Origin of the sequence: Paramagnetospirillum caucaseum (genome assembly GCF_000342045.1) — a bacterium.
In the GTDB taxonomy this organism is placed as follows: Bacteria; Pseudomonadota; Alphaproteobacteria; order Rhodospirillales; family Magnetospirillaceae; genus Phaeospirillum; species Phaeospirillum caucaseum.
In genome coordinates, this window is the sequence record NZ_AONQ01000018.1 from 23,161 (window position 1) to 46,534 (window position 23,374).

General features: G+C 68.7%; 23 protein-coding genes. 12 read left to right on the forward strand and 11 right to left on the reverse strand.

Translation table 11 applies throughout. The features are described 5' to 3' along the window. The first annotated feature begins 71 nt into the window (after positions 1 to 71). From H261_RS08435 to H261_RS08455, 5 genes are all read left to right on the forward strand, one after another. On the forward strand, positions 72 to 821 hold the full coding sequence (locus H261_RS08435; RefSeq protein ID WP_008616480.1) for a (Fe-S)-binding protein: 750 nt from the start codon (positions 72 to 74) through the stop codon (positions 819 to 821). Beyond that, positions 811 to 2,247, forward strand: a complete 1,437-nt coding sequence (locus tag H261_RS08440) for a LutB/LldF family L-lactate oxidation iron-sulfur protein (protein ID WP_008616481.1) — start codon at positions 811 to 813, stop codon at positions 2,245 to 2,247. Before H261_RS08435 ends, H261_RS08440 begins: the two co-directional genes overlap by 11 nt. Further along, positions 2,240 to 2,896, forward strand: coding sequence for a LutC/YkgG family protein (locus H261_RS08445; protein ID WP_008616482.1), 657 nt, complete (start codon positions 2,240 to 2,242; stop codon positions 2,894 to 2,896). Before H261_RS08440 ends, H261_RS08445 begins: the two co-directional genes overlap by 8 nt. 56 nt (positions 2,897 to 2,952) lie before the next feature. After that, a complete protein-coding gene (locus H261_RS08450) occupies positions 2,953 to 5,709 on the forward strand; it encodes an FAD-binding and (Fe-S)-binding domain-containing protein (protein WP_052004197.1) in 2,757 nt (918 codons plus the stop codon). A 66-nt stretch (positions 5,710 to 5,775) separates the two neighbouring features. After that, positions 5,776 to 6,540 carry an enoyl-CoA hydratase-related protein gene (locus H261_RS08455; protein WP_008616484.1) on the forward strand — a complete coding sequence of 255 codons (765 nt, stop codon included), beginning with the start codon at positions 5,776 to 5,778 and terminating at the stop codon, positions 6,538 to 6,540. A 63-nt stretch (positions 6,541 to 6,603) separates the two neighbouring features. Here H261_RS08455 and H261_RS08460 read toward each other — a convergent pair whose 3' ends face one another. From H261_RS08460 to H261_RS08510, 11 genes are all read right to left on the reverse strand, one after another. Beyond that, positions 6,604 to 7,218, reverse strand: a complete 615-nt coding sequence (locus tag H261_RS08460; RefSeq protein ID WP_008616485.1) for an NMCC_0638 family (lipo)protein — start codon at positions 7,216 to 7,218, stop codon at positions 6,604 to 6,606. Further along, entirely contained in the window at positions 7,215 to 7,799 is a 585-nt protein-coding gene (locus H261_RS08465; RefSeq protein ID WP_152426781.1) for an NMCC_0638 family (lipo)protein, read from the reverse strand. The genes H261_RS08460 and H261_RS08465 overlap by 4 nt, the downstream gene beginning before the upstream one ends. Next, a complete protein-coding gene (locus H261_RS08470) occupies positions 7,796 to 8,218 on the reverse strand; it encodes a bacteriohemerythrin (protein ID WP_008616492.1) in 423 nt (140 codons plus the stop codon). The genes H261_RS08465 and H261_RS08470 overlap by 4 nt, the downstream gene beginning before the upstream one ends. Before the next feature lie 6 nt (positions 8,219 to 8,224). After that, positions 8,225 to 9,061 carry a ferritin-like domain-containing protein gene (locus H261_RS08475; RefSeq protein WP_040476056.1) on the reverse strand — a complete coding sequence of 279 codons (837 nt, stop codon included), beginning with the start codon at positions 9,059 to 9,061 and terminating at the stop codon, positions 8,225 to 8,227. A gap of 115 nt (positions 9,062 to 9,176) precedes the next feature. Then, positions 9,177 to 9,578 carry a F0F1 ATP synthase subunit epsilon gene (locus H261_RS08480; RefSeq protein ID WP_008616494.1) on the reverse strand — a complete coding sequence of 134 codons (402 nt, stop codon included), beginning with the start codon at positions 9,576 to 9,578 and terminating at the stop codon, positions 9,177 to 9,179. A 64-nt stretch (positions 9,579 to 9,642) separates the two neighbouring features. Further along, the gene (gene atpD / locus H261_RS08485) at positions 9,643 to 11,067 is read right to left on the reverse strand and encodes a F0F1 ATP synthase subunit beta (RefSeq protein ID WP_008616501.1); all 1,425 of its coding nucleotides are present in this window, start codon (positions 11,065 to 11,067) and stop codon (positions 9,643 to 9,645) included. Between the two features lie 20 nt (positions 11,068 to 11,087). Beyond that, positions 11,088 to 11,972 (reverse strand): F0F1 ATP synthase subunit gamma, encoded by an 885-nt coding sequence (locus H261_RS08490; protein ID WP_040476022.1) that lies wholly within the window; start codon positions 11,970 to 11,972, stop codon positions 11,088 to 11,090. Positions 11,973 to 11,994: 22 nt separating this feature from the next. Continuing rightward, positions 11,995 to 13,524 (reverse strand): F0F1 ATP synthase subunit alpha, encoded by a 1,530-nt coding sequence (atpA, locus tag H261_RS08495; RefSeq protein WP_008616503.1) that lies wholly within the window; start codon positions 13,522 to 13,524, stop codon positions 11,995 to 11,997. Continuing rightward, positions 13,524 to 14,078, reverse strand: a complete 555-nt coding sequence (locus H261_RS08500; RefSeq protein WP_040476023.1) for a F0F1 ATP synthase subunit delta — start codon at positions 14,076 to 14,078, stop codon at positions 13,524 to 13,526. The genes atpA and H261_RS08500 overlap by 1 nt, the downstream gene beginning before the upstream one ends. A gap of 397 nt (positions 14,079 to 14,475) precedes the next feature. Beyond that, positions 14,476 to 16,305 carry a DNA helicase RecQ gene (recQ, locus tag H261_RS08505; RefSeq protein WP_040476024.1) on the reverse strand — a complete coding sequence of 610 codons (1,830 nt, stop codon included), beginning with the start codon at positions 16,303 to 16,305 and terminating at the stop codon, positions 14,476 to 14,478. Between the two features lie 11 nt (positions 16,306 to 16,316). Beyond that, positions 16,317 to 18,455 carry a primosomal protein N' gene (locus tag H261_RS08510; RefSeq protein ID WP_008616506.1) on the reverse strand — a complete coding sequence of 713 codons (2,139 nt, stop codon included), beginning with the start codon at positions 18,453 to 18,455 and terminating at the stop codon, positions 16,317 to 16,319. Positions 18,456 to 18,580: 125 nt separating this feature from the next. On the opposite strand from H261_RS08510, the gene H261_RS08515 reads away from it, so the two are divergent. The 7 genes from H261_RS08515 (at position 18,581) to H261_RS08545 (ending at position 23,261) form a co-directional block, all read left to right on the forward strand. After that, a complete protein-coding gene (locus tag H261_RS08515) occupies positions 18,581 to 19,294 on the forward strand; it encodes a DUF484 family protein (RefSeq protein ID WP_008616507.1) in 714 nt (237 codons plus the stop codon). 26 nt (positions 19,295 to 19,320) lie between these two features. Next, positions 19,321 to 19,698 (forward strand): DUF805 domain-containing protein, encoded by a 378-nt coding sequence (locus tag H261_RS08520; protein ID WP_008616508.1) that lies wholly within the window; start codon positions 19,321 to 19,323, stop codon positions 19,696 to 19,698. A 13-nt stretch (positions 19,699 to 19,711) separates the two neighbouring features. Then, positions 19,712 to 20,656 (forward strand): tyrosine recombinase XerC, encoded by a 945-nt coding sequence (locus H261_RS08525; RefSeq protein ID WP_008616511.1) that lies wholly within the window; start codon positions 19,712 to 19,714, stop codon positions 20,654 to 20,656. Next, positions 20,653 to 21,123: a tRNA (adenosine(37)-N6)-threonylcarbamoyltransferase complex ATPase subunit type 1 TsaE gene (gene tsaE, locus H261_RS08530; RefSeq protein WP_008616512.1), complete on the forward strand. Its 471-nt coding sequence runs from the start codon at positions 20,653 to 20,655 to the stop codon at positions 21,121 to 21,123. The genes H261_RS08525 and tsaE overlap by 4 nt, the downstream gene beginning before the upstream one ends. Then, a complete protein-coding gene (locus H261_RS08535) occupies positions 21,116 to 22,108 on the forward strand; it encodes an aminoglycoside phosphotransferase family protein (RefSeq protein WP_008616515.1) in 993 nt (330 codons plus the stop codon). Before tsaE ends, H261_RS08535 begins: the two co-directional genes overlap by 8 nt. Then, on the forward strand, positions 22,105 to 22,818 hold the full coding sequence (locus H261_RS08540; RefSeq protein WP_008616517.1) for a nucleotidyltransferase family protein: 714 nt from the start codon (positions 22,105 to 22,107) through the stop codon (positions 22,816 to 22,818). The genes H261_RS08535 and H261_RS08540 overlap by 4 nt, the downstream gene beginning before the upstream one ends. A gap of 86 nt (positions 22,819 to 22,904) precedes the next feature. Next, positions 22,905 to 23,261 (forward strand): MarR family transcriptional regulator, encoded by a 357-nt coding sequence (locus H261_RS08545; RefSeq protein ID WP_008616518.1) that lies wholly within the window; start codon positions 22,905 to 22,907, stop codon positions 23,259 to 23,261. The last annotated feature ends 113 nt before the right edge of the window (positions 23,262 to 23,374 follow it).

Consider the following 23,374-nt stretch of genomic DNA (forward strand, 5'->3'; position numbering starts at 1 on the left):
TGGTAAGAATGCTGTAACCATAGTGGCGCCGAAGCCCTACGCTCCGGCCAAACAACACTGGTGGAACGCCCATGCCAAAGCCGACTCGCCCGGAAAGCGTCTACTTCTTCGGCACCTGCCTGATCGACCTGTTCTACCCCGAAGCCGGACTGGCCGGGATGGAGCTGTTGAAACGCCAGGGCGTCAAGGTGGTGTTCCCCCCCAAGCAGACCTGCTGCGGCCAGCCGGCCCGCAACAACGGCTATCAGGACGAGGCCCGCGCCGTGGCGCGGCTGCAGCTGGACGCCTTTCCCGGCGACCGGCCCATCGTGGTGCCCTCGGGTTCCTGCGCCGGGATGATGAAGACCCACTACCCGGAAATGTTCGAGGGCACCCCCGACCACGAGCGGGCGGTGGCGTTCTCGAAGCGCGTCTACGAGCTGACCGAGTTCCTGGTGGACGTGCTGGGCGTCAGGCTGGAGGACAAGGGCCGGCCGGTGACCGTCACCTGGCATCCCTCGTGCCATTCCCAGCGGGAAGCCGGAGTGGTCGAGCAGCCCAAGGCCCTGCTGCGGATGCTCTCCAACGTCACCCTGGTGGAGAACCCGCGCGAGAAGGAATGCTGCGGCTTCGGCGGCGCCTTCGCGGTGCGCCAGGCGGAAATCTCGGCGGCCATGGTCGCCGACAAGGTGGCCTCCATCGAGGACACCGGCGCCACCCAGGTGGTGTCGGGCGATTGCGGCTGCCTGATGAACATCACCGGCGCCGCCGAAAAGGCCCGCAAGGGCTTCACCGGCCGTCACATCGCCGAATTCATCCTGGAGCGCTGCCATGGCCGCTGACGCCGGAAAGCTGGAATTCGGCGCCAAGGCCCATGTGGCGCTGAACGACCCCAAGCTGCGGGCCAATTTCCGCCGCGCCATGGACGGGTTGATGGCCAAGCGGACCATCCAGTTCGCCGACGAGGCGGAGTGGACCTCCCTGCGCGCCCGGGGCGCAATGGTGCGCGCCAACGCCCTGGCCCGGCTGCCCGAGCTGCTGGAACAGTTGGAGGCCAATTGCCTGAAGAACGGCATCCAGGTGCACTGGGCAGAAACCACCCAGGAAGCCAACGCCATCGTTCTGGGCATCCTGGAGGCGGCGGGCGCCAAAACGGTGATCAAGGGCAAGTCCATGGTCACCGAGGAGATGCACCTCAACGCCCACCTGGAAAAGCACGGCATCACTCCGGTGGAATCCGACCTGGGCGAGTACATCATCCAGCTGGCGGGCGAGGCGCCCAGCCACATCGTCATGCCCTGCATCCACAAGAACAAGGCCGAGATCGCCGAACTGTTCCACGACAAGATCGCGGACCAGCCCTATACCGAGAACGTCGACGAGCTGACGGCGGCGGCGCGGAAGGCCCTGCGCGGCGCCTTCGCCGGCGCCGATGCCGGCATCTCCGGGGTCAATTTCGCGGTGGCCGAGACCGGCACCCTGGTGCTGATCGAGAACGAGGGCAACGGAAGGCTGTCCACCACCCTGCCGCCGCTCCACATCGCGGTGACCGGCATCGAGAAGGTGCTGGAGAAGCTCGACGACGTGCCGCCGCTGCTGTCCCTGCTGCCCCGCTCGGCCACCGGCCAGCCCATCACCACCTACGTCAACATGATCTCGTCACCCCGGAAGGACGGCGAGAAGGACGGGCCCAAGGCGGTGCATCTGGTGCTGCTGGACAACGGGCGGTCCCGCGTCCACGGCGATTCCGAACTGCGCGACACGCTGCGCTGCATCCGCTGCGCCGCCTGCATGAACCACTGTCCGGTCTATACCAGGGTCGGCGGCCACACCTACACCTTCACCTATCCCGGTCCCATCGGCAAGTTGCTGACCCCGCAGATCGAGGGGCTGGACTGCGCCGGCGACCAGCCGCACGCCTCGACGCTCTGCCGGGCCTGCGCCGACGTCTGTCCGGTGCAGATTCCCATTCCCGACCTGCTGGTCCGCCTGCGCACCGAAGCGGTGCGGCCCACCTCCCCCGATGCGGTCAAGGGCGCGGGCTCGTCGGCCACCACCGGCGAAACCCTGGGCTGGAAGGGCTGGACCCTGCTCTACGGCTCGCCGCTGCTCTACCGCATCGGAACGAGAATGCTGGGCTGGTTCGGCAATCTGATGCCGTCTTCCGCCCCCATGCTGAAGCAATGGACCAGCGTGCGCACCAAGCCGAAATTCGCGCCCAAGAGCCTGCACGAACTGGCCCGCGAGAAGGGGTTCTGTGATGAATAGCCCGCGAGAGCGCATCCTCTCCCGCCTGAAGGCCTCCCCCAGGGCCGCCGCCCCCCTGCGCCCCGACTGGATTCCGCCGTCCTATTCGCCCGCCGAGCGCAAGGCCAAGTTCAAGGCCATGCTGGAGGCGTCGCACGCCGATGTGCACGAGGTGACCGCCGCCGGCTGGCCCGAACGCCTGAAATCCATCCTGGCCGACAAGGGGGTAGGCAACGTGGTCTACGCCCCCGCCACCCGGGCCGGCCGCCAGCTGGCCGAGGCCTGGGCGGGCGGCGGACCGGAACTGCTGGCCTATGACCGCCCGCTGGAGGAGCTCAAGGAGGTGCTGGTCTCCCAGGCCGATGCCGGCCTGACCACCGCCCGGGGCGGCATCGCCCAGACCGGCTCGCTGGTGCTGTGGCCGACCTCCGACGAGCCCCGGCTGATGAGCCTGCTGCCGCCCATCCACATCGCCCTGGTCGAGGAATCCAGCCTGACCGATTCCCTGGCCGAGACCATCCGGGTCCAGGGCTGGGCGGGCGGCATGCCCACCAATGCCGTGCTGGTGTCCGGTCCCTCCAAGACCGCCGACATCGAGCAGACCCTGGCCTATGGTGTCCATGGGCCGAAGGAACTGATCGTCCTGCTGATCGGGAGTGAGTCTCCGTGAGCCGCAATTCGCCTGCCCCTGACTATTCCGCCCTGCTGCAGGACCTGACCGGCGTCATGCCGGTGGAGCGCCTGGTCACCGATCCCCTGCGCCGCCTGGCCTATGGCACCGACGCCAGCTTCTACCGGCTGGTGCCCCAGGTGGTGGCCGAGGTGCGTGACGAGGCCGAGGTCAAGGGCGTGCTGGCCGCCTGCCGCCGCCATGGCGCCTCCGTCACCTTCCGCGCCGCCGGCACCTCGCTGTCGGGACAGGCGGTCAGCGATTCGGTGCTGATGATTCTCGGCTCCGGCTGGACCCAGGCGACGGTCGAGGACGAGGGCCGGCGCATCCGCCTGCAGCCCGGCGTGATCGGCGCCGACGCCAACCGCCGCTTGGCCGCCTTCGCCCGCAAGATCGGTCCCGACCCGGCCAGCATCGACAGTTGCAAAATCGGCGGCATCGCCGCCAACAACGCCAGCGGCATGTGCTGCGGCACCTCGGACAATTCCTACCAGACCCTGATGTCCATGCGTCTGGTCCTGGCCGACGGCACCCTGGTGGACACCGGCGATGCGGACAGCGTCGCCGCCTTCCGCGCCTCCCACGCCGGCCTGCTGGACAAGCTGGACGACATGGGCAAGCGGGTGCGGGCCGACGAGACCCTGGCGGGCCGCATCCGCCACAAGTTCGCCATCAAGAACACCACCGGCTATTCCCTGAACGCCCTGGTGGACTTCACCGACCCGCTCGACATCCTCACCCACCTGATGATCGGCTCCGAAGGCACCTTGGGCTTCATCGCCGAGATCACCTACCGCACGGTGCCCGAGCACGCCCACAAGGCCAGCGCCCTGCTGCTGTTCCCCGACATCGCCGAGGCCTGCCGCGCCGTGGTGCTGCTGAAGCAGGCCCCGGTCTCCGCCGTGGAACTGATGGACCGCGCCAGCTTGCGCTCGGTCGAGGACAAGCCCGGCATGCCCGCCCAGATCCGCGGCCTGGCCGAGGGCGTCACCGCCCTGCTGGTGGAGGCGCGCGGCGAAACCGCCGAATCCCTGTCCGCCACCCTGGCCGAGATCGGCGCGGTGCTGGGCGGCGTCACCACCTTGTTTCCGCCCGACTTCACCACCGACCCCGCCGAATACGGCAAGCTGTGGAAGATCAGGAAGGGCCTGTTCCCGGCGGTGGGCGCGGTGCGCCCGGTGGGCACCACGGTGATCATCGAGGACGTGGCCTTCCCCATCGCCTCGCTGGCCGCCGCCACGGTGGACCTGGAGCATCTGTGCCGCAAGCACGGCTATGACGAGGCGATCATCTTCGGCCATGCCCTGGACGGCAACCTGCACTTCGTCTTCACCCAGGATTTCGGCATCAAGGCCGAAGTCGACCGCTACGCCCGCTTCATGGACGAGGTCGCCGAACTGGTGGTGGGCAAGTACGACGGCTCGCTGAAGGCCGAGCACGGCACGGGCCGCAACATGGCCCCCTTCGTCGAGATGGAATGGGGGGCCGAGGCCACCGGGCTGATGTGGGACATCAAGCATCTGCTCGACGCGCAAGGCCTGCTCAATCCCGGCGTGCTGCTGGACAGGGACCCCAAGGCCCACCTCAACAACCTGAAGCCGCTGCCCGCCGCCGACGCCCTGGTCGACACCTGCATCGAGTGCGGCTTCTGCGAGCGCATGTGTCCCAGCCACGGCCTGACCCTGTCGCCCCGCCAGCGCATCACCTCGTGGCGCGAGATTTCGCGGCGCGCCGCGGCAGGCGAGAATTCCGACGCGCTGCGCCGCCTCTACGACTACCAGGGCATCGACACCTGCGCCGCCTGCGGCCTGTGCGCCACCGCCTGCCCGGTGGGCATCGAGACCGGGCTGCTGACCAAATCCTTGCGCGGCCGCCGCCTGGGCGGCGCCGCCCACGCCGTGGGCCAATGGACGGCAAACCATTACGGCGCCGCCATGAGCGCCACCCGTTTGGGCTTAAGCGCCGCCGCCCTGGTTTCCAAGGTGGCGGGACCGGGCACCATGGCCGCCATGGCCAACGGTCTTCGCAAACTGTCGGGGGGACGCACGCCCAAGGTGGGCGAGCATCTGCCGACCGGCGCCGACTTCACTCCGCCGGTCAACGCCCAGGTGGGCGAGCGGGTGGTGTATTTCCCCACCTGCGCGGGCCGCGCCATGGGCCCCGCTTCCGGCGACCCGGAAAAGGATTCGCTGCCCACCGTCATGACCCGCGTCTTGCAGCGCGCCGGATTCGGCGTGGTGATGCCGGACGGCCTGGACAATCTGTGCTGCGGCCAGGCCTTCGAGAGCAAGGGCCTTGCCGCCACCGCCGACGCCAAGGCCGCCGAGCTGGAGGCCGCCCTGTTCAAGGCCTCGGACCACGGCAGGCTGCCCATAATCATGGACGCCTCGGCCTGCACCTGGCGCATGAAGACCTATCTGGGCGAACGGCTCAAGGTGCTGGATTCGGTCGAATTCCTGCACGATTCCGTGCTGCCCCGCCTCAAGCCCGCCCGGCAGGACCAGCCGGTGCTGGTCCACGTCAATTGCGGCGCCCGCAAGCAGGGCCTCGACGACAAGATGATCGGGCTGGCCAAGGCCTGCGCCCGGAATGCGGTGGTGCCCGAGGCGGTGGGGTGCTGCGGCTTCGCCGGCGACAAGGGCTTCACCACGCCCGAACTCAACGACCATGCGCTCCGCCATCTGGCTCCCCAGGTGCCCCAGGGCTGCGAGGCCGGCTATTCCTCCAACCGCACCTGCGAGATCGGCCTGGCCGACCACGCCGACGTGCCGTACCGCTCCATCGTCTATCTGCTGGACCGGGTCACACGGTAGGGACTTGCCCGCGCCGGACGCTCATGCCAGCCTCTCCTTAAGTTAAATGCGCAAGGAGAGGCTGAAATGAGCGAGTTGGTGCTGTCCCATGTGGAGTGCGGCGTCCAAGTGGTCCGCATGAACCGCCCGGACAAGAAGAATGCCCTGATCGGCGAGATGTACGCCGCCCTGGCCGAGGCCTTCGCCAAGGGCGAGGCCGACGACGAGGTCGGGGTCTTCCTGATCCTGGGCAGCCAGACCGACTTCACCGCCGGCAACGATCTGCCCGACTTCCTGACTTGGGAGGCGCTGAGCGGTTCGGTAGCCGACCGGTTCATCCGCGCCGTGGCCGGGACGAAAAAGCCGGTGGTGGCGGCGGTGCGCGGCGCGGCCATCGGTCTGGGCGCCACCCTGCTGCCCCATTGCGATCTGGTCTATGCCGCGCCGGGCACCCGCTTCCACATGCCGTTCATCAATCTGGGGATCGTGCCGGAAGCCGGCTCCAGCCAGACCATGCCCGCCCTGGCCGGCCATCGCCGCGCCGCCGAGATGCTGATGCTGGGCGAGCCGTTCGGGGTGGAAACCGCCGAGGCGGTCGGCCTGATCAACGGCGTGGTGCCGGGCGATGACCTGGAGGAGACCGCCATGGCGGCGGCCCGCAAGCTGGCGGCCAAGCCGCGCGCCATCCTGCAGCAGATCAAGGCCCTGATGAAGACTCCGCCCGAGCCGATCATGGACCGCCTGACCCGCGAGGCGCGTGTGTTCGACCTCTGCCTGAAGGGCGAAGCCCTGGCCGAGGCGGTGTCGGCCTTCAAGGAAAAGCGGGCGCCCGACTTTTCCCGGTGCCGTTGATACGGGTGGGATGCCCGCGCTCCGGAACCGATATGGAGCGCGGCCGTCCCGGCCGCAGGTCGGCTACTTCTTCAGGATCCGGCTGACCGACAGCATGGCTTCCATGGGCCGGCGGCCGGGGGCGGAAACCGAGGTGACCAGGGCCAGCGGCTGGCTGCCGTCCTCGGCGAAACGCCGGCCCAGGTCGCGGGCGAACCAGTCGGACGGCATCACGTAGTAGTCGGCGATGTGGCTTCCCGCCTCGTCGCGGGCGTCGAGCGCCAGCAATTGCGCGCCGCCCTTCAGCCCGCCCTTCTCCACCATGGCCAGCAGGTGGCGCTGCAGCGAGGTGGCCTCGGCGTATTCCGACCACACCGTGCAGATGCCGTCCTTGCCCGCCACCAGGGTGATGGCCCCCAGGCCGGCGCGGCGCAGCACCCGGACCTGGCCGGCGCGCCCCTTGAGGAAGGCCTCCGCCACCTCGGGCGCCACCTCGGCGAAACCGAACTCGCCGGTGGGCGAGGCGGCGGTCAGGGTGGCGTTGTAATCGCCGATGTTGAGGATGCAGATGCGCCCCAGCACCGCCGCCGCCAGCCGCGAGGTCTCGTCGCGCACCGCGACCCCGCTCATGGACTGTGCCCGGGTCTCGAGCGGCAGGGCCAGCAGGGCGAGCAGCAGGATACGGGCGATTCGGCTCATGGCTGCCTCAAACCGATGGTGATGATGGCCTGCAGGTCGGGATTGGCGCTTTCCGAGGTGGTGACGATCACCCGGAGGCCGGCCGGCTCGCTACCGTGCTTCTTGACCAGTTCCTCGCGGTAGACCGCCGTGGGCACCAGGTCGATGAAGCGCGAGGTCAGCGCCCCCTTGGCGTCGCGCCCGCCCGCCTGGATGGTGAAATAGCGTCCCACCGCACTCCTCAGGTCCTTTTCCACCCGCTCGTTGATGGCCTTGGACGCCACCCGGCGGACGAACACCGCGCATTGTTCCTCGGCCGGCACCAGCGCCAGGGTGACGCCTGCGTCTTCGCGGATATAGGCCTCGCCGGGCCGGCCCTGGAGGAAGGGCCGCGCCGCGCTGTCGGGCAACCGGGGCAGATAGAGGTCGCCGCCCGGCTGCAGGCGCTCGCGCAGCTTGTCCAGCGCCCCCACATGGGCGGCGCAGCCCAGCACGAAGGTGGCCGACGCCACCTCGGCCACGTTGCGGGGCGGCTCGGCGGCCGGGGCGGGCGGGGAGGCCAGACAGAGACCGAGAGCCAGGCCGACAAGAACGCGGGTCATGCGCATTGCCGCGGCATGAAGGACTTGAGGCGCATGTCCTGGTTGGCAACGTGCTCGACCAGGGCCTCCATCAGGGCATGGGTGCCGAGCAGGCAGTCGATCAGGCAGTCGGCGGCGTGGATTCCCGCCACAACCTCTTCGGTACGGGCCAGCAGGCGCTCGTGCTCCTGGCGGTGGACGGCCAGGGCGGGGAAGCCGATACGGGCCATCAATTGCTCCTCGTCGGCGAAATGGGCCCGCAGATTGGCGATGAAGGCCGTGCAATAGGCGACGATTTCATCCTTCGGCTCCTCGGAGGCCAGGGCGGAACGCAGGGCGGCGGCCTCCTCGAAGAAGGCCCGGTGCTGCGCGTCCACGATGGGATCGCCCAGGGCGAAGTCGTCGCTCCACCGATACTGCCACAATGCGTTGCCGCTCATGAACCCCTATACTCCCGAACCCGCGCCCGGCCGCCGCGAGCGCTGCTGCATCTTCACCCAGGCGAAATCGCGGGCGCGGCGGCCCAGCCACCCCCTGGGGTCGAGGCCGACCGCCTTGACCACCATGCCTGCCGCGCGCTCGGCGTGCACCTTGCCATAAAGCGCATAGGCGCGCGAGGCATAGGCCGCGTTGCAGCGCGCCCGGTCATATTCCACGCCGTCCGGCTCGTTGGCGGCGTGCCAGGCATAGGCCAGTTCATCGTCGTCGCTTTCCCGGATGCGGCCCACCGCCACCAGGGCGCGGCGCCACAGGGGCAGCCGGTCGCGGGCCTGGGAATCGCGCATGGCGCCGTAGAACAGCTTGTAATGACGGAACTCGTCGCCGGCGATGCGGTGGCAGATCTCGCGCAGCACCGGTTCGCGGCTGGCGTCGCGGATGGCCGAGTAGAAGGACGAGGTCCCGGTCTCGACGATGCAGCGGGCCAGCAATTCGCCGGTGGCCGAACCGCGCACCGAGGCCTCGGCCTCGGCCTGGGCGGGAATACGGTAGCCGTCGGCAAAGCGCCCGAACCGCTCGGCAAAGCAGAAACCGGGATCGGCCAGTTCGGCATAGCGCCCCAGAATGTCGCCATGGCGGATCTCGTCTTCCCGCCACCGGTCGAGCCGGGCGACGAAGCCGGGATCATCCCGGAACACCCGGGCGAGGTAGAGGGTGTAGTCGGCGGCGTTGCGCTCGACCATGGCGGCGGCCTTGATCACTTGCAGGATGCCTGCATCCACCCGGCCGGGATCGAAGCGATCCCAGGCGATGTCGTCCGCGTTCCAGCCCTTTCCGCCCAGCATGTCGAACCCGCATTCCCCCTTGAAGGATTCCATTCTGGGAGATGGAGGGGGATTTTCAAGACAAAAGGGCCGCCCCCGGCGGGAGCGGCCCTTTTGCGAAGAGATCGGCCGTCGATCAGGCGACCGCGGCGGCCATGGCTTCGGCGACCAGGGCGAGGCGCAGGGCATGAGCCTTGTCCCGCTCGTTGCCGGCGTCGTCCAGGGCTTCCTTGGCGGTCTTCTTGCGGGCCTCGGCCATCTCGGCGGTCAGCTCGTTCACCGGAATGGCTTCCTCGGCCAGCACGGTGATGCGCTCCTCGTTGACCTCGGCGAAGCCGCCGGCCACGAAGATCGACGACGAGACCTTGCCGCCGTCATGGATGTCGATGACACCCGGACGCACGGTGGTGATCATCGGGGCGTGCAGCGCCATGGCACCGAAGTCGCCTTCGCTGCCCGGCACCACGACCATGTCCACCTTGGACGAAACCAGAAGCTTCGCCGGGGACACCAATTCGAACTGAATCTTGTCGGCCATGCCGCGATTCCTTCAACCTGTCTTGAAGGGGTGGGCGAACCCACCCCTGTCATTGCCGAAAGCCTTAGGCCGCTTCGGCGGCCATCTTCTTGGCCTTCTCGATCACCTCGTCGATGCCGCCGACCATGTAGAAGGCGGATTCGGGGAGGTGGTCGTATTCGCCGGCGACGATGGCCTTGAAGCCCTTGATGGTGTCTTCGAGAGCCACCAGCTTGCCCGGCGAGCCGGTGAAGATTTCGGCCACGTGGAACGGCTGGGACAGGAAGCGCTGGATCTTGCGGGCGCGGGTCACCACCAGCTTGTCCTCTTCCGACAGTTCGTCCATGCCCAGGATGGCGATGATGTCCTGCAGCGACTTGTAGGTCTGCAGGATGCGCTGCACGTCGCGGGCGGTCTGGTAGTGGTCGGTGCCGACCACGCGGGGGTCGAGAACACGCGAGGTCGAGTCGAGCGGATCCACGGCCGGGTAGATGCCCAGCTCGGCGATCTGACGATTCAGCACGGTGGTGGCGTCCAGGTGGGCGAACGACGTGGCCGGAGCCGGGTCGGTGAGATCGTCGGCCGGCACGTAAATGGCCTGCACCGAGGTGATCGAGCCCTTCTTGGTCGAGGTGATGCGCTCCTGCAGGGCGCCCATGTCGGTGGCGAGAGTGGGCTGATAGCCCACCGCCGACGGGATGCGGCCCAGCAGCGCCGACACTTCCGAGCCGGCCTGGGTGAAGCGGAAGATGTTGTCCACGAAGAACAGCACGTCCTGGCCTTCCACGTCGCGGAAGTACTCGGCGACGGTCAGGCCCGACAGGGCGACGCGGGCGCGGGCGCCCGGGGGCTCGTTCATCTGGCCGTACACCAGGGCCACCTTGGAGCCCGGGCCGTCCAGCTTGATGACGCCCGACTCGATCATCTCGTGATAGAGGTCGTTGCCTTCGCGGGTACGCTCGCCGACGCCGGCGAACACCGAATAGCCGCCGTGCGCCTTGGCGATGTTGTTGATCAGCTCCATGATCAGCACGGTCTTGCCCACGCCGGCGCCGCCGAACAGGCCGATCTTGCCGCCCTTGCAGTACGGGGCCAGCAGGTCGATGACCTTGATGCCGGTGACCAGGATCTCGGTCTCGGTGGACTGGTCGACGAAATCGGGGGCGTCGGCATGGATCGGCAGGGTGGTCTTGTTGCCGATGGGGCCGCGCTCATCGATGGGCTCGCCGATCACGTTGATGATGCGGCCCAGGGTCTCGGGGCCGACGGGCATCTGGATGGCGGCGCCGGTGTCAACCACCTCGGTGCCGCGGGTCAGGCCGTCCGTGGAGTCCATGGCGATGGTACGCACGGTGGACTCGCCCAGATGCTGGGCGACTTCGAGAACCAGCTTCTTGCCCTGATGTTCCAGGTGAAGCGCGCTGAGGATGGCCGGCAGCTGGCCGTCGAAGCGCACGTCCACGACGGCGCCCAGGACCTGGGTGATCGTGCCGACGTTCTTGTTTGCCATGGTGTGCTCCTAGTCTTCCGTCACAGCGCTTCGGCGCCGGAGATGATTTCGATCAGTTCCTTGGTGATCTGGGCCTGGCGAGACCGGTTGTACTTGATCGCCAAGGCATTGATCATGTCGCCCGCGTTGCGAGTCGCGTTGTCCATCGCGGTCATGCGCGCGCCCTGCTCCGAGGCCTGGCTTTCCAGCAAGGCACGGAACATCTGGGTAGCCAGATTGCGCGGCAGGATCTCGGCCAGGATTTCCTCTTCGCTGGGCTCGAACTCGTAGATGGCCTTGGGTCCGGTGTCGGACTTGGCGGCCTGTTCGGGCACCGGGAAGGGAATCACCTGCTGGCGGGTCACTTCCTGTGCGATAGCCGATTTGAACTTGTTGTAGACCACGGTGCAGACATCGAATTCCTCAGCCTCGAACATGGCGGAGATCTGCGACGCGACCTGGTCGGCCTCGGCGAAGACGATGCCCTTGCGGCCCAACTGCTCGAAGCCTTCGATCATGTACTGGCCGTAGTCGCGGCGCAGCTGCTCGCGGGCCTTGCGGCCCACCGGCATGATCTTGACGATCTTGCCCTGCTTCAACAGGTCGGCGGCCATCGCCTTGGTGGCGCGGACGATCGACGAGTTGAAGCCGCCGCACAGACCGCGATCAGCGGTCACCGCGACAAGCAGATGCACCTTGTCTGCTCCGGTGCCGGTGAGCATGCGGGGCGCGCCGCTTTGCCCGGCCAGCGAGGCGGCCAGGGTGCCCAGCATGCGCTCCATGCGCTCGGCGAACGGCCGAGCCGCTTCCGCCGCGGTTTGCGCGCGGCGGAGCTTCGAGGCAGCGACCATCTTCATGGCGGACGTGATCTTGCGCGTCGATTTGACGCTCACGATCTTCATCCGCAGGTCCTTGAGACTCGCCATAACCTAAACTCCCACGGGACGGTTAAGCGAAGGTCTTGGAGAACGCGTCGAGGAACGCCTTGAGCTTCTCTTCGGTCTGGGCGCTGATCTGCTTCTCGGTGGCGATGGCGGTCAGGACGTCCGGCGCCTTCGACTTGATTTCCGACAGCAGGGACGATTCGAAGCGGCCGACCTGGCGCACGTCGATCTTGTCCAGATAGCCCTTCACACCGGCGTAGATGGAAATGACTTCCTCTTCGGTGGCCATGGGCGAGAACTGCGGCTGCTTCAGCAGCTCGGTCAGACGCGCGCCACGGGCCAGCAGCTTCTGGGTGGCCGGGTCCAGGTCGGAAGCGAACTGCGCGAAAGCAGCCATTTCACGATACTGGGCCAGTTCCAGCTTGATCGAGCCCGCGACCTGCTTCATCGCCTTGATCTGGGCGGCGGAGCCGACGCGCGACACCGACAGACCGACGTTCACGGCCGGGCGGATGCCCTTATAGAACAGTTCGGTTTCCAGGAAGATCTGGCCGTCGGTGATCGAGATCACGTTGGTGGGGATGTAGGCCGACACGTCGTTGGCCTGGGTCTCGATGACCGGCAGGGCGGTCAGCGAGCCGGCACCGGCGGCGTCGCCCATCTTGGCGGCGCGCTCGAGCAGGCGCGAGTGCAGGTAGAACACGTCGCCGGGATAGGCTTCGCGGCCCGGCGGGCGGCGGAGCAGCAGCGACATCTGGCGATAGGCGACGGCCTGCTTGGAGAGATCATCATAGATGATCAGGGCATGCATGCCGTTGTCGCGGAAGTACTCGCCCATGGTGCAGCCGGCGTAAGGCGCGATGAACTGCAGCGGAGCGGGCTCCGAGGCGGTCGCGGCCACCACGATGGTGTATTCCATGGCGCCGTAATCGGTCAGGGTCTTGACGATCTGGGCGACGGTGGAGCGCTTCTGGCCGACGGCGACGTAGATGCAGAACAGCTTCGCCTTCTCGTCGTTGGCGTCGTGCCAGCGCTTCTGGTTGATGATGGTGTCGACCAGGATGGCGGTCTTGCCGGTCTGGCGGTCACCGATGACCAGCTCGCGCTGACCGCGGCCGATCGGGATCAGGGCGTCCACGGCCTTGATGCCGGTGGACATGGGCTCGTGCACCGACTTGCGCGGGATGATGCCCGGCGCCTTGACGTCGACGCGCTGACGCGACGCCGCCTCGATGGGGCCCTTGCCGTCGATGGGATTGCCCAGGGCGTCGACGACGCGGCCGAGCAGGCCCTTGCCGACCGGGACGTCCACGATGGAGCCGGTCCGCTTGACGACGTCGCCTTCCTTGATGTTGCGGTCGTCGCCGAAGATCACGACACCGACATTGTCGGTCTCGAGGTTCAGCGCCATACCCTTGATGCCACCCGGGAATTCGACCATCTCGCCGGCCTGGACCTTGTCGAGGCCGTGCACGCGGGCGATGCCGTCACCGACAGACAGCACCTGACCGACCTCGGCAACTTCCGCCTCGGTCCCGAAGGTGGCGATCTGTTGCTTGAGGATTGCGGAGATCTCCGCGGCGCGGATTTCCATTATCCAACCCCTTTCATAGCGAGCTTGAGATGCTGCAGCTTCGTCTTCAACGAGCTGTCAACCATGCGGGAACCGACCTGAACCACCAAGCCGCCCAGCAAGCTGGGATCGACCTTGACTTCAACGGCGACATTGCCGCCGAAGGCCGCCTTGAGGGCGGTGGTGAGGGCGTCTTGCTGGGCCGGCGTGAGAGAAACGGCGGAAGCCACCGTCGCGGACTTTTCGCCGCGACGGGCCGCCAACCGGCCGAGATAGGAAGCGATCACCCCGTAAAGGGTGAACAGCCGGCGGTTCTTGGCCGCCAGCCCGAGAAACTTGGAGGTCAGCTCCGAGAAGCCGGCGGCCTTGGCGATGGCGGCAATCGCCGCCCCCTGCTGCTCGCGGCTCAGAACGGGGCTGTCGACGAGCCGGCGCAGGTCGGCGCTTTCGCGCAGCATGGCCTGGAGCGTCTTGAGGTCACCAGCCACCTGGTCGAGCGAACCGGAAGAATCGGCCAACTCGAAGAGAGCGGTGGCGTAGCGGTCGGCGATCACGCCAATAGTTTCGGAAGGCACCTGGGCAAGTCCTTGGATAGGGTCGAACCGGCAGCCGTAACCTATTGAAAGGCAACATAATTCTGGCGCCATCAGGAAAGGCCCCCCTGTCGGCGCGTCGGTTAACTAGCACATCGGGTTTTGCGTTGCAAGACGACTCCTGCCCATTCGGGGGAGGAGTGCGAATTATCCTCCCTGCGCCGGGCGCGGGACTGTGGGCAAAATCGGGGGTGGGGACACGGGTGGGCGGACCTACCCGCCGCCAAGCCTCCCGGCCTGATCGGCAAGGCCCGCGCCCAGGTGCCCGCAAGGACCATTTCAGCCACTCCCCGCGCTCCGGGATGAAGGGGATGCGGGCGGGATGCCCACGCTCCGGGCTTGGCGTCCCTTATGGGAGCGCGGGCGTCCCCGCCCGCCTTCACTCCCTCCGCGCCTCGAACGCCGCCACCGCGTCCAGCAGGACCTGACCATAGCGCTCCCGCTTGGCCTCGCCCAGGCCGGCGACGCCGTCCAGGTCCTGCGGGCGACGGGGCCGGCGCCGCGCGATATCCAGCAGGGTCGAATCGTGCCAGATGACATAGGACGGCACGCCCTGGGCCTTGGCCAGGACCATGCGCTCGGCCCGCAGATGCTGGAACAGCGCCTCGTCGGAGGGGTCGGTGAGCGGCGTGGCCGGTTTCCTGCCCGCCGACGCCTTGGCCTTGCCCCTGGCCGGCAGGGGGTCGCGGCGCAAATCGACGCGCGCCTCGCCCCGCAGCACCGGACGGCAAGCCTCGGTCAGCTTGAAGGCGCCGTGCCCCTCGGTATCGATGGCCAGCAGACCCGCCGCCACCAGCTGGCGCAGCACCGAGCGCCATTGCTCGGCGGGCAATTCGGTGCCGATGCCGAAGGTGCTGAGGTTCTGGTGGCCGAAACGCTGGACCTTGTCGTTGTCCTTGCCCAGCAGCACGTCGATGACGTGGCCGGCCCCGAAACTCTCGCCGGTGCGGTAGACGCAGGACAGCGCCTTGCGGGCCAGCTCGGTGCCGTCGAACGACGCCACCGGCTCCAGGCAGGTATCGCAATTGCCGCAGGGCCCGGCCCCCGTCTCGCCGAAATATTCCAGCAGCACCTGCCGGCGGCAGCGGGCGGTCTCGCACAGGCCGAGCAGGGCGTTGAGCTTGCCGCGCTCGATGCGCTTCTGGGCGTCCGAGGACGGGCTCGACGCGATGAACTGCCCCAGCTTGGCCACGTCCTCCAGGCCATAGGCCATCCAGGCGTCGGCGGGCATGCCGTCGCGCCCGGCGCGGCCGGTCTCCTGGTAATAGGCTTCCAGGCTCTTGGGCAGGTCCAGGTGGGCGACGAAGCGCACGTCGGGCTTGTCGATGCCCATGCCGAAGGCGATGGTCGCCACCATGACGATGCCGTCCTCCCGCAGGAAGCGCTCCTGGTTGGCGGCCCGCACCGGCTGGTCGAGGCCGGCGTGGTAGGCCAGCGCGGTATAGCCCTTGCCCGCCAGCCAGGACGCCGTTTCTTCCACCTTGGCCCGGGACAGGCAGTAGACGATGCCCGATTCCGCCCCCGGCCCGCCGTGCTCGGCCGCGAGGAAGCGCAACAGCTGCTCGCGGGCGTTGTTCTTGGCGGCGATGCGGTAGCGGATGTTGGGGCGGTCGAAGCCGGCGACGAAGTGGCGTCCGTCGCCGAGATTCAGCCGTTCGGCGATATCCCTGCGGGTGGGGCCGTCGGCGGTGGCGGTCAGCGCGATGCGGGGCACATGGGGGAAGCGTTCGTGCAGCAGGGCCAGTTGCAGGTATTCCGGGCGGAAATCGTGCCCCCATTGCGACACGCAATGGGCCTCGTCGATGGCGAACAGGGCGATTCGGCACTCGTCGAGCAGGGCGAGGAAACCGGGCAGCACCAGCCTTTCGGGGGCCACGTAGACCAGATCCAGCTCGCCCGCCCGCATGCGGCGCTCGATCACCCGGACCTCGTCCAGGCTGCGGGCGGAATTCAGCGCGGCGGCCCGCACTCCCAGCTGGTTCAGCGCCTCCACCTGGTTCTGCATCAGGGCGATCAGCGGCGACACCACCACCGCCACCCCGTCGCGGCACAGGGCAGGCACCTGATAGCACAGCGACTTGCCCGCCCCCGTCGGCATCAGCACCAGGGCGTCGCCGCCCGCCACCACATGCTCGATGACCTCGGCCTGCTGGCCGCGGAAGGCGGGGAAGCCGAAGACGCTGTTGAGGATTTGGAGGGGCGTGGGCATGGAGAATCCGGTCACATGAAGCTGTAGGGATCGACGTCCACCTGGACGCGCACGCTCTTGGGGGGAACGGCGCGGTCCAGCCAGTCGCGCAGCAGGGCCTGAAGGTTCACCGTGCGGGCGCTCTGCACCAGGAAGCGGCGGCGGTGGCGACCGCGCAGCAGGGCCATGGGGGCTGGGGCCGGCCCCAGCACCTGCACGTCTTCGGCCCGGGGCGCCGCCTTGGCCAGGGTGCGGGCGTAGGACTCCACCACCCCGACGTCCAGCCCCGACAGGATCAGGGCGGCGAGGCGGCCATAGGGCGGCATGCCGGCGGCGCGGCGCAGATCGGCTTCGCGGGCGATGAAGGCGTCGCGCTCGCCCGAGCGCAGGGCGCGCATCACCGGGTGGTCGGGCTGATAGGTCTGCAGCAGCACCCGGCCGGGACGCTCGGCGCGCCCGGCGCGGCCCGCCACCTGGGAGAGCAGCTGGTGGGTGCGCTCGCCCGCCCGCAGGTCGCCGCCCTCCAGCCCCAGATCGGCGTCCACCACGCCGACCAGGGTCAGCATGGGAAAGTGATAGCCCTTGGCGACGATCTGGGTGCCGACCAGCAGGTCGATCTCGTGGTCGGAGACCCGGCGGACGAACTCGGCGGCGGCATGGGGGCCGGAACAGGTGTCCGACGTCATCACCGCGATGCGGGCGGCGGGGAACAGCAGGGCGGCCTCCTCCGCCACCCTTTCCACGCCGGGGCCGCAGGCGGCGAAATTGGCCTCGGCCTCGCATTCCGGGCATTTGGGCGGCAGACGGATGTGATGGCCGCAATGGTGACAGATCAGCCTGCCTGCCGAGCGGTGCTCCACCAGCCAGGCGGTGCAATGGGGGCATTGCAGCCGGTGGCCGCAGGTGCGGCACAGCGTCAGCGGCGCATAGCCCCGGCGGTTGAGGTAGAGCATGGCCTGCTCGCCCGCCGCCATCACCTCTTCCAGCGCCTCGACCAGCCGGGGCGACAGCCAGCGGCCCCTGGGCGGGGGAAAGCGGCGCAGATCCACCGGCACGATGTCGGGCATCACGGCGCCCGCATGGCGGTCGGGCAGGTGGACCAGGCGGTAGCGTCCGGCCTGGACGTTGGCCAGGCTCTCCAGCGAGGGGGTGGCCGAGGCCAGCACCGCCGGAAAGCCGCCCAGCCGGGCGCGGACCACCGCCATGTCGCGGGCGTGGTAGCAGACGTGGTCCTCCTGCTTGAAGGCCTGGTCGTGCTCCTCGTCCACCACGATCAGGCCGAGGTCCCTGAACGGCAGGAACAGGCCCGAGCGGGCGCCGACCACGATGGCGGCCTCGCCCGAGGCCACCGCCCGCCAGGTCTTGCGCCGGGTGGAATCGCCCAGGTCGGAATGCCACATGGCGGGCTTGACCCCGAAGCGACGGCGGAAACGGTCCAGCCACTGGGCGGAAAGCGCGATCTCGGGCAGCAACACCAGCACCTGCCGTCCCTGCGCCAGGCATGCCGCCACCGCCTCGAAATACACCTCGGTCTTGCCCGAGCCGGTGACGCCGTCGATCAGGAGCACCGAGAAGCCGCCCCCCAAGGCGGCGACCAGGGCGTCGGCCCCCTCCTGCTGACCCGGCGACAGCTCGGCGCGCGGCGCCGCGAGGTCGGGGGACGCGAAGGCGGGCGGCGGCGGCAGTTCCACGCTTTCCAGGGCGCCGGCCTCGACCAGTCCCTTGACCACCGCCGGCCCCACCCCGGCCTCGCGGGCGAGATCGGCGGCGGACAGCGGCGGCAGGCGTCCGGCCGCCGCCATCACCTTGCGCCGCGCGGGGGTGTCCTTGAAATCGGGAATCGCGGCGGCGAGACGCAGCCCCAGATGGGGCGGAACGGGCTCCAGGGCCGAGGGCACGCTCATGGCCATCTTCAGCACCGCGCCGGGCGGCGCCATGGTGTAGGCCGCCACCCAATCGACGAAGCGCCGCGTCACCTCGGGCAGCCGGGGCGCGGCGAGGCGCCGCGCCACCGGGCGCAGTTTCGCCGCGTCGACCTTGCCGTCGCCCGCTCCCCAGACCACGCCCGCCACCAAACGGCCGGCCAGCGGCACCTCGACGAAATCGCCGGGCTGCAACGCCTCGGCTCCCACCGCGTAATCGTAGGCCCCACCCAGGGGTAGGGGCAGCATCACGGCGACACGTTGTCCAGGGTTGAACAAACTGTGAGCCGGATTGAGCAGGGAGGGGGTTGAAGTGGCGGACATGGCGTGCATAAGCTACGGAACAAGGGAGAACCAGGGAAGGGATATTGGTCATGGCGCGCAAGCGCGACGACGCCGCGTTGCATCTGCCGCTGCCCGACGAACGGCAGGTCATGGCGTTTCTCAAGGCCCAGCCCGATTTCCTGGTCCGTCACCCCGACCTGCTGCTGTCGCTGTCGCCGCCGTCGCGCTGGGCCGAGGACGACGGCGTGCTGGACATGCAGGTGTTCATGATCGACCGCCTGCGGGACGAGGTGGAGCGGGTCAAGGGCGCCGCCGAGACCCTGATCCACACCAGCCGTTCCAACATGTCGATCCAGACCCGCACCCATCGCGCCGTGCTGTCCATCCTGGGCGCCGACAGCATGGCCGAACTGGTCGAGGCGGTGTCCGACGACCTGCCCGCGCTGCTGGACGTGGACGTGGCGACGCTGTGTTTCGAGAAGCCCGAGGGCTCCCTACCCGAATTGCTGGCCCCTGGCATCCTCACCCTGCCGGTGGGCACCGTCGCCAAGATCATGGGCGGCGCCGACCGCGACTGCGCGCTCACCGAGGAAATGCCGGGCGATCCCGCCCTGTTCGGCGACGGCGCCGGGCTGGTGCAGTCCTCGGCGGTGGTCCGCCTGTCGCCGGGCGGACGCTCCCCCGATGGGGTGATGGCCCTGGGCTCGCGCCACGGGCGGACCTTCCATGCCGGCCAGGCCACCGAACTGATCACCTTCCTGGCCCGCGTGGCCGAGTGTTCGGTGCGGCGCTTCGTGGGGTAGATCGCGTTCGCGGAAGGGAGGATCGCATGGATTTCATGACCGCCGTCAAGACCTGCCTGGGCAAGTACGCCACCTTCCAGGGCCGCGCCGCGCGTTCCGAGTACTGGTTCTTCACCCTGTTCAACATCATCCTCAGCATGATCGCCTCGGTGATCGCCGGGGCCTCCCTGGGCGTGCTGTCGGTCCTGCCCATGATCCTGATGATCGGCCTGTTCCTGCCGACCCTGGCGGTTTCCATCCGACGGCTGCACGACCTGGATAAGCCGGGCTGGTGGTTCCTGATCATCCTGGTTCCGGTGGTCGGCGGCCTGGTGCTGCTGTGGTGGTTCTGCCGGCGCGGCACCGAGGGGCAGAACATGTTCGGCAGCGATCCGCTGTGGACCGCCCTGACCTCCGCGCCGTAATCCCCGGCCGGCCATGCCCCCCATCCCCATCCATTTCGCGGCCAAGGCCGATCTGGCGCGGGCGGTGGAATCCTGGTGGCAATGGCTGGGGGCGGAGAAGCGCGCCTCGTCCCACACCCTGGACGGCTATGGCCGCGATCTGGCGGCCTTTCTCGGCTTCCTGACCGACCACCTGGGGGGCGAACCCGATCTGGCCGCCCTGGCCGGGCTGGGGGCGGGGGATTTCCGCGCCTTCCTGGCCCGGCGCACCGATGACGGGCTGGGGCGGTCGTCCCTGGCGCGGCTGATGTCCACCCTGCGCGGTTTCTTCAAGTTCCTCGACCGCCACGGCCTGGTCCACAACCCGGCCATCACGGCAGTGAAGTCGCCGCGTCCGCCCAAATCCGTCCCCAAGCCGCTGGCCCCCGACGAGGCGCTGGAAGCCCTGTCCAGCGCCGGCGAGCTGCACGACGAGCCCTGGCTGGCGGCGCGCGACGTGGCGCTGTTCACCCTGCTTTACGGCGCCGGGCTGCGCCTGGGCGAGGCCCTGTCCCTGCTGCGCCGCGACCTGCCCCGGGGCGATACCATGGTGATCACCGGCAAGGGCAACAAGCAGCGCGTCGTGCCCATCCTGCCCGTGGTCAAAGACGCCATCGCCGATTACCTGAAACGCCTGCCCTACCCCGCCGACCCCGACATGCCGCTGTTCCTGGGGGCGCGCGGCGGCCCGCTCAATCCCGGCGTGGTGCAGCGGCAGATGCGGCGGTTGCGCATCCTGATGGGCCTGCCCGACACCGCCACGCCGCACGCGCTCCGGCATTCCTTCGCCACCCACCTGCTGGCCGGCGGCGGCGACCTGCGCACCATCCAGGAATTGCTGGGCCATTCCTCGCTGTCCACCACCCAGCGCTACACCAAGGTGGACGCGGCACGTCTCACCCGCGTCTATCGCGACGCCCATCCGAGGGCCAAGGCATGAGCCTCGTCGTCTCCTTCGATCTTCCCGCCGAAACCGACACCATCCGTCTCGGCCGGCGGCTGGCGGCGCTGGTGCGCCCCGGCGACGTCATCGCCCTGGCCGGCACGCTCGGCACCGGCAAGAGCACCCTGGCCCGCGCCCTGATCCGGGCGCTGACCGACGCGGAGGAAGAGGTGCCCAGCCCCACCTTCACCCTGGTGCAGCAATACGAGTCCGCCGCCGGGCTGGTCTGGCATTTCGACCTCTACCGGCTGGAGAAGCCCGACGACGCCCTGGAACTGGACATCGAGGAAGCCTTTGCCGACGGCATCAGCCTGATCGAATGGCCGGACCGCCTGGGGCCGCATCTGCCGCGCCGCCGCCTCGAGGTGCTGCTGCACCAGGGCGAGGCCGGACTCGGCCGCCACGCCACCCTGACCGCCTATGGCCCGTGGGCCGAACGCATCGGAGAATTAGCGCATGAGTGAGCGCGGGAACCTGATCCAAGATTTCCTGACCAAAGCCGGCTGGGGCGCGGCGAAGCGCGGCCGGCTGGCCGGCGACGCCAGTTTCCGCCACTACGACCGCCTGATGCTGGACGGTCGCCCCGCCGTGCTGATGGACGCGCCGCCGCCCAAGGAGGACGTGCGGCCCTTCGTGCGCATCGCGCGGCACCTGAGGGAACTGGGCCTCTCGGCTCCCGATCTGCTGGCGGTGGACGAGGAGAACGGCCTGCTGCTGCTGGAGGATCTGGGCGACGCCACCTATACCCGCCTGCTCGACGCCGACCACGATGAGACGGCGCTCTACCGGCTGGCCACCGACGTGCTGGCCGAGATCGCGGCGCGGCCCGAATCGGTGCTGGCCGGCACGCCGCCCTATGACGACGAGCGGCTGCTGACCGAGGCCTGCCTGCTGACCGACTGGTACATGCCGGCCATCGGCGCCCGCGACACCGACGCGGCGGCGCGGGCGGAATACGTGGAGATCTGGGAACGCCTGTTCCCGGTGGCGCGCATGGTGCCCGACACCCTGGTGCTGCGCGATTTCCACGTGGACAACCTGATGCTGCTCGACCGCCCCGGCCTCGCCGCCTGCGGCCTGCTGGATTTCCAGGACGCGGTGACCGGTCCGGCCACCTACGACCTGATGAGCCTGCTGGAGGACGCGCGGCGCGATATCGACCCGGTGATGGCCGAGATCATGAAGGGCCGCTTCCTCAAGCGCTTCCCCGCCCTGGACCGCACCGTGTTCGAGGCCTCGTGGGCGGTGATGGCGGCCCAGCGCCACGCCAAGGTGATCGGCATCTTCACGCGGCTGTGCAAGCGCGACGGCAAGCCCGGCTATCTGGTGCACATCCCCCGCGTCTGGCGCCTGCTGGAAGGGGCCTGCAGGCATCCGGTGATGGCGGAGCTGGGCCGCTGGCTAGACCGCCACATCCCCACGGAAAGCCGGGGAGTGCCCGCCCCGTGAGTGCCCACATCACCCACGCCATGGTGCTGGCCGCCGGATTGGGCCTGCGCATGCGGCCCATCACGCTCGCCATCCCGAAGCCGCTGGTGACGGTGGCGGGGCACACCATGCTGGACCGGGCGCTCGACCATGTGGAGCGGGCCGGCATCGACGACATCGTGGTCAACACCCACTGGCTGGCCGGCAAGGTGACCGAGCATCTGGCCGGGCGCGGCGGCATCACCCTCTCGCACGAGCCGGAGCTGCTGGAGACCGGCGGCGGGGTGGCCAAGGCCCTGCCCCATCTCGGCCACGCCTCGTTCTTCGTGGTCAACAGCGACATCATCTGGACCGACGGCGACACCCCGGCGCTGGCCCGTCTGGCCCGCATGTGGAACCCGGAGCGCATGGACGCCCTGCTGCTGCTGCAGCCGGTGGAACGCGCCGTGGGCTACGAGGGCAAGGGCGACTTCTTCCTGGACGCCGCCGACGTGCCCCGCCGCCGGGGCGAGGCGTCTTCGGCCCCCTATCTTTTCTCCGGCGTCCAGGTGCTGCATCATCGCCTGTTCGAGGGCGCGCCGGAAGGCCGGTTCTCGCTCAACGTCCTCTACGACCGGGCGGCGGAGCGCAAGCGCCTGTTCGGGCTGGTCCACGACGGCGCGTGGTACCATGTGGGCACCCCGGAAACCCTGCCCGAGGTGGAGCGGCTGCTCTCTTCCCCGCAGGTATGACAATTCGGCGGGGGTCCATTTGGGCCATTGCCCCCCGGCCCCGCCTCGGCTAAAAGATTTCGTCGTCGCAACGAATGAGTGGATTGATGGGCGTTCCCCTGAAACCGGTGCAAGCTCTCGACCTCTGGCGCGGAGCCATCGTCGAAAGCGTCCGGCGTGACGCCCCCGATCTGTCCGCCCGCCAGATGGCGCTGCTGCTCACCGTCTATCTCATCCCGCCGCCCCACACGGTGCGCGGCTTGGCGGAGACTCTCAACATCTCCAAGCCGGCCATCACCCGCGCGCTCGACCGCCTGACCGAGTTCGGCTTGGTCAAGCGCAAGGTGGACGACCAGGATCGCCGCTCGGTGCTGATCCAGCGCACGGTGAAGGGCTCGGTGTTCCTGCGCGAGTTCGGCGACATCATCGTCACCGCCGGGGCCGGCGCCGCCGAAGCGGGCTGAGGCCACCTGTCATTCCGAGGCAAAGCCGAGGAATCTCCGTCTGTCGCGGTCTAGCCAGTTCGGAAACAGCATGCCAGGATGAGATCCCTCGCATTGCTCGGGATGACAAACCG

Coding starts and splice junctions, on each gene's coding strand:
- H261_RS08445 (WP_008616482.1), top strand. CDS start 2,240: ATGAATAGCCCGCGAGAGCGCATCCTCTCCCGCCTGAAGGCCTCCCCC.
- recQ (WP_040476024.1), bottom strand. CDS start 16,305: ATGCCCACGCCCCTCCAAATCCTCAACAGCGTCTTCGGCTTCCCCGCC.
- H261_RS08545 (WP_008616518.1), top strand. CDS start 22,905: ATGGGCGTTCCCCTGAAACCGGTGCAAGCTCTCGACCTCTGGCGCGGA.
- H261_RS08460 (WP_008616485.1), bottom strand. CDS start 7,218: ATGAGCCGAATCGCCCGTATCCTGCTGCTCGCCCTGCTGGCCCTGCCG.
- H261_RS08510 (WP_008616506.1), bottom strand. CDS start 18,455: ATGCTGCCCCTACCCCTGGGTGGGGCCTACGATTACGCGGTGGGAGCC.
- H261_RS08515 (WP_008616507.1), top strand. CDS start 18,581: ATGGCGCGCAAGCGCGACGACGCCGCGTTGCATCTGCCGCTGCCCGAC.
- H261_RS08455 (WP_008616484.1), top strand. CDS start 5,776: ATGAGCGAGTTGGTGCTGTCCCATGTGGAGTGCGGCGTCCAAGTGGTC.
- H261_RS08475 (WP_040476056.1), bottom strand. CDS start 9,061: ATGCTGGGCGGAAAGGGCTGGAACGCGGACGACATCGCCTGGGATCGC.
- H261_RS08525 (WP_008616511.1), top strand. CDS start 19,712: ATGCCCCCCATCCCCATCCATTTCGCGGCCAAGGCCGATCTGGCGCGG.
- tsaE (WP_008616512.1), top strand. CDS start 20,653: ATGAGCCTCGTCGTCTCCTTCGATCTTCCCGCCGAAACCGACACCATC.
- H261_RS08535 (WP_008616515.1), top strand. CDS start 21,116: ATGAGTGAGCGCGGGAACCTGATCCAAGATTTCCTGACCAAAGCCGGC.
- H261_RS08490 (WP_040476022.1), bottom strand. CDS start 11,972: ATGGCGAGTCTCAAGGACCTGCGGATGAAGATCGTGAGCGTCAAATCG.
- H261_RS08465 (WP_152426781.1), bottom strand. CDS start 7,799: ATGACCCGCGTTCTTGTCGGCCTGGCTCTCGGTCTCTGTCTGGCCTCC.
- H261_RS08435 (WP_008616480.1), top strand. CDS start 72: ATGCCAAAGCCGACTCGCCCGGAAAGCGTCTACTTCTTCGGCACCTGC.
- H261_RS08520 (WP_008616508.1), top strand. CDS start 19,321: ATGGATTTCATGACCGCCGTCAAGACCTGCCTGGGCAAGTACGCCACC.
- atpD (WP_008616501.1), bottom strand. CDS start 11,067: ATGGCAAACAAGAACGTCGGCACGATCACCCAGGTCCTGGGCGCCGTC.
- H261_RS08450 (WP_052004197.1), top strand. CDS start 2,953: ATGCCGGTGGAGCGCCTGGTCACCGATCCCCTGCGCCGCCTGGCCTAT.
- atpA (WP_008616503.1), bottom strand. CDS start 13,524: ATGGAAATCCGCGCCGCGGAGATCTCCGCAATCCTCAAGCAACAGATC.
- H261_RS08480 (WP_008616494.1), bottom strand. CDS start 9,578: ATGGCCGACAAGATTCAGTTCGAATTGGTGTCCCCGGCGAAGCTTCTG.
- H261_RS08440 (WP_008616481.1), top strand. CDS start 811: ATGGCCGCTGACGCCGGAAAGCTGGAATTCGGCGCCAAGGCCCATGTG.
- H261_RS08470 (WP_008616492.1), bottom strand. CDS start 8,218: ATGAGCGGCAACGCATTGTGGCAGTATCGGTGGAGCGACGACTTCGCC.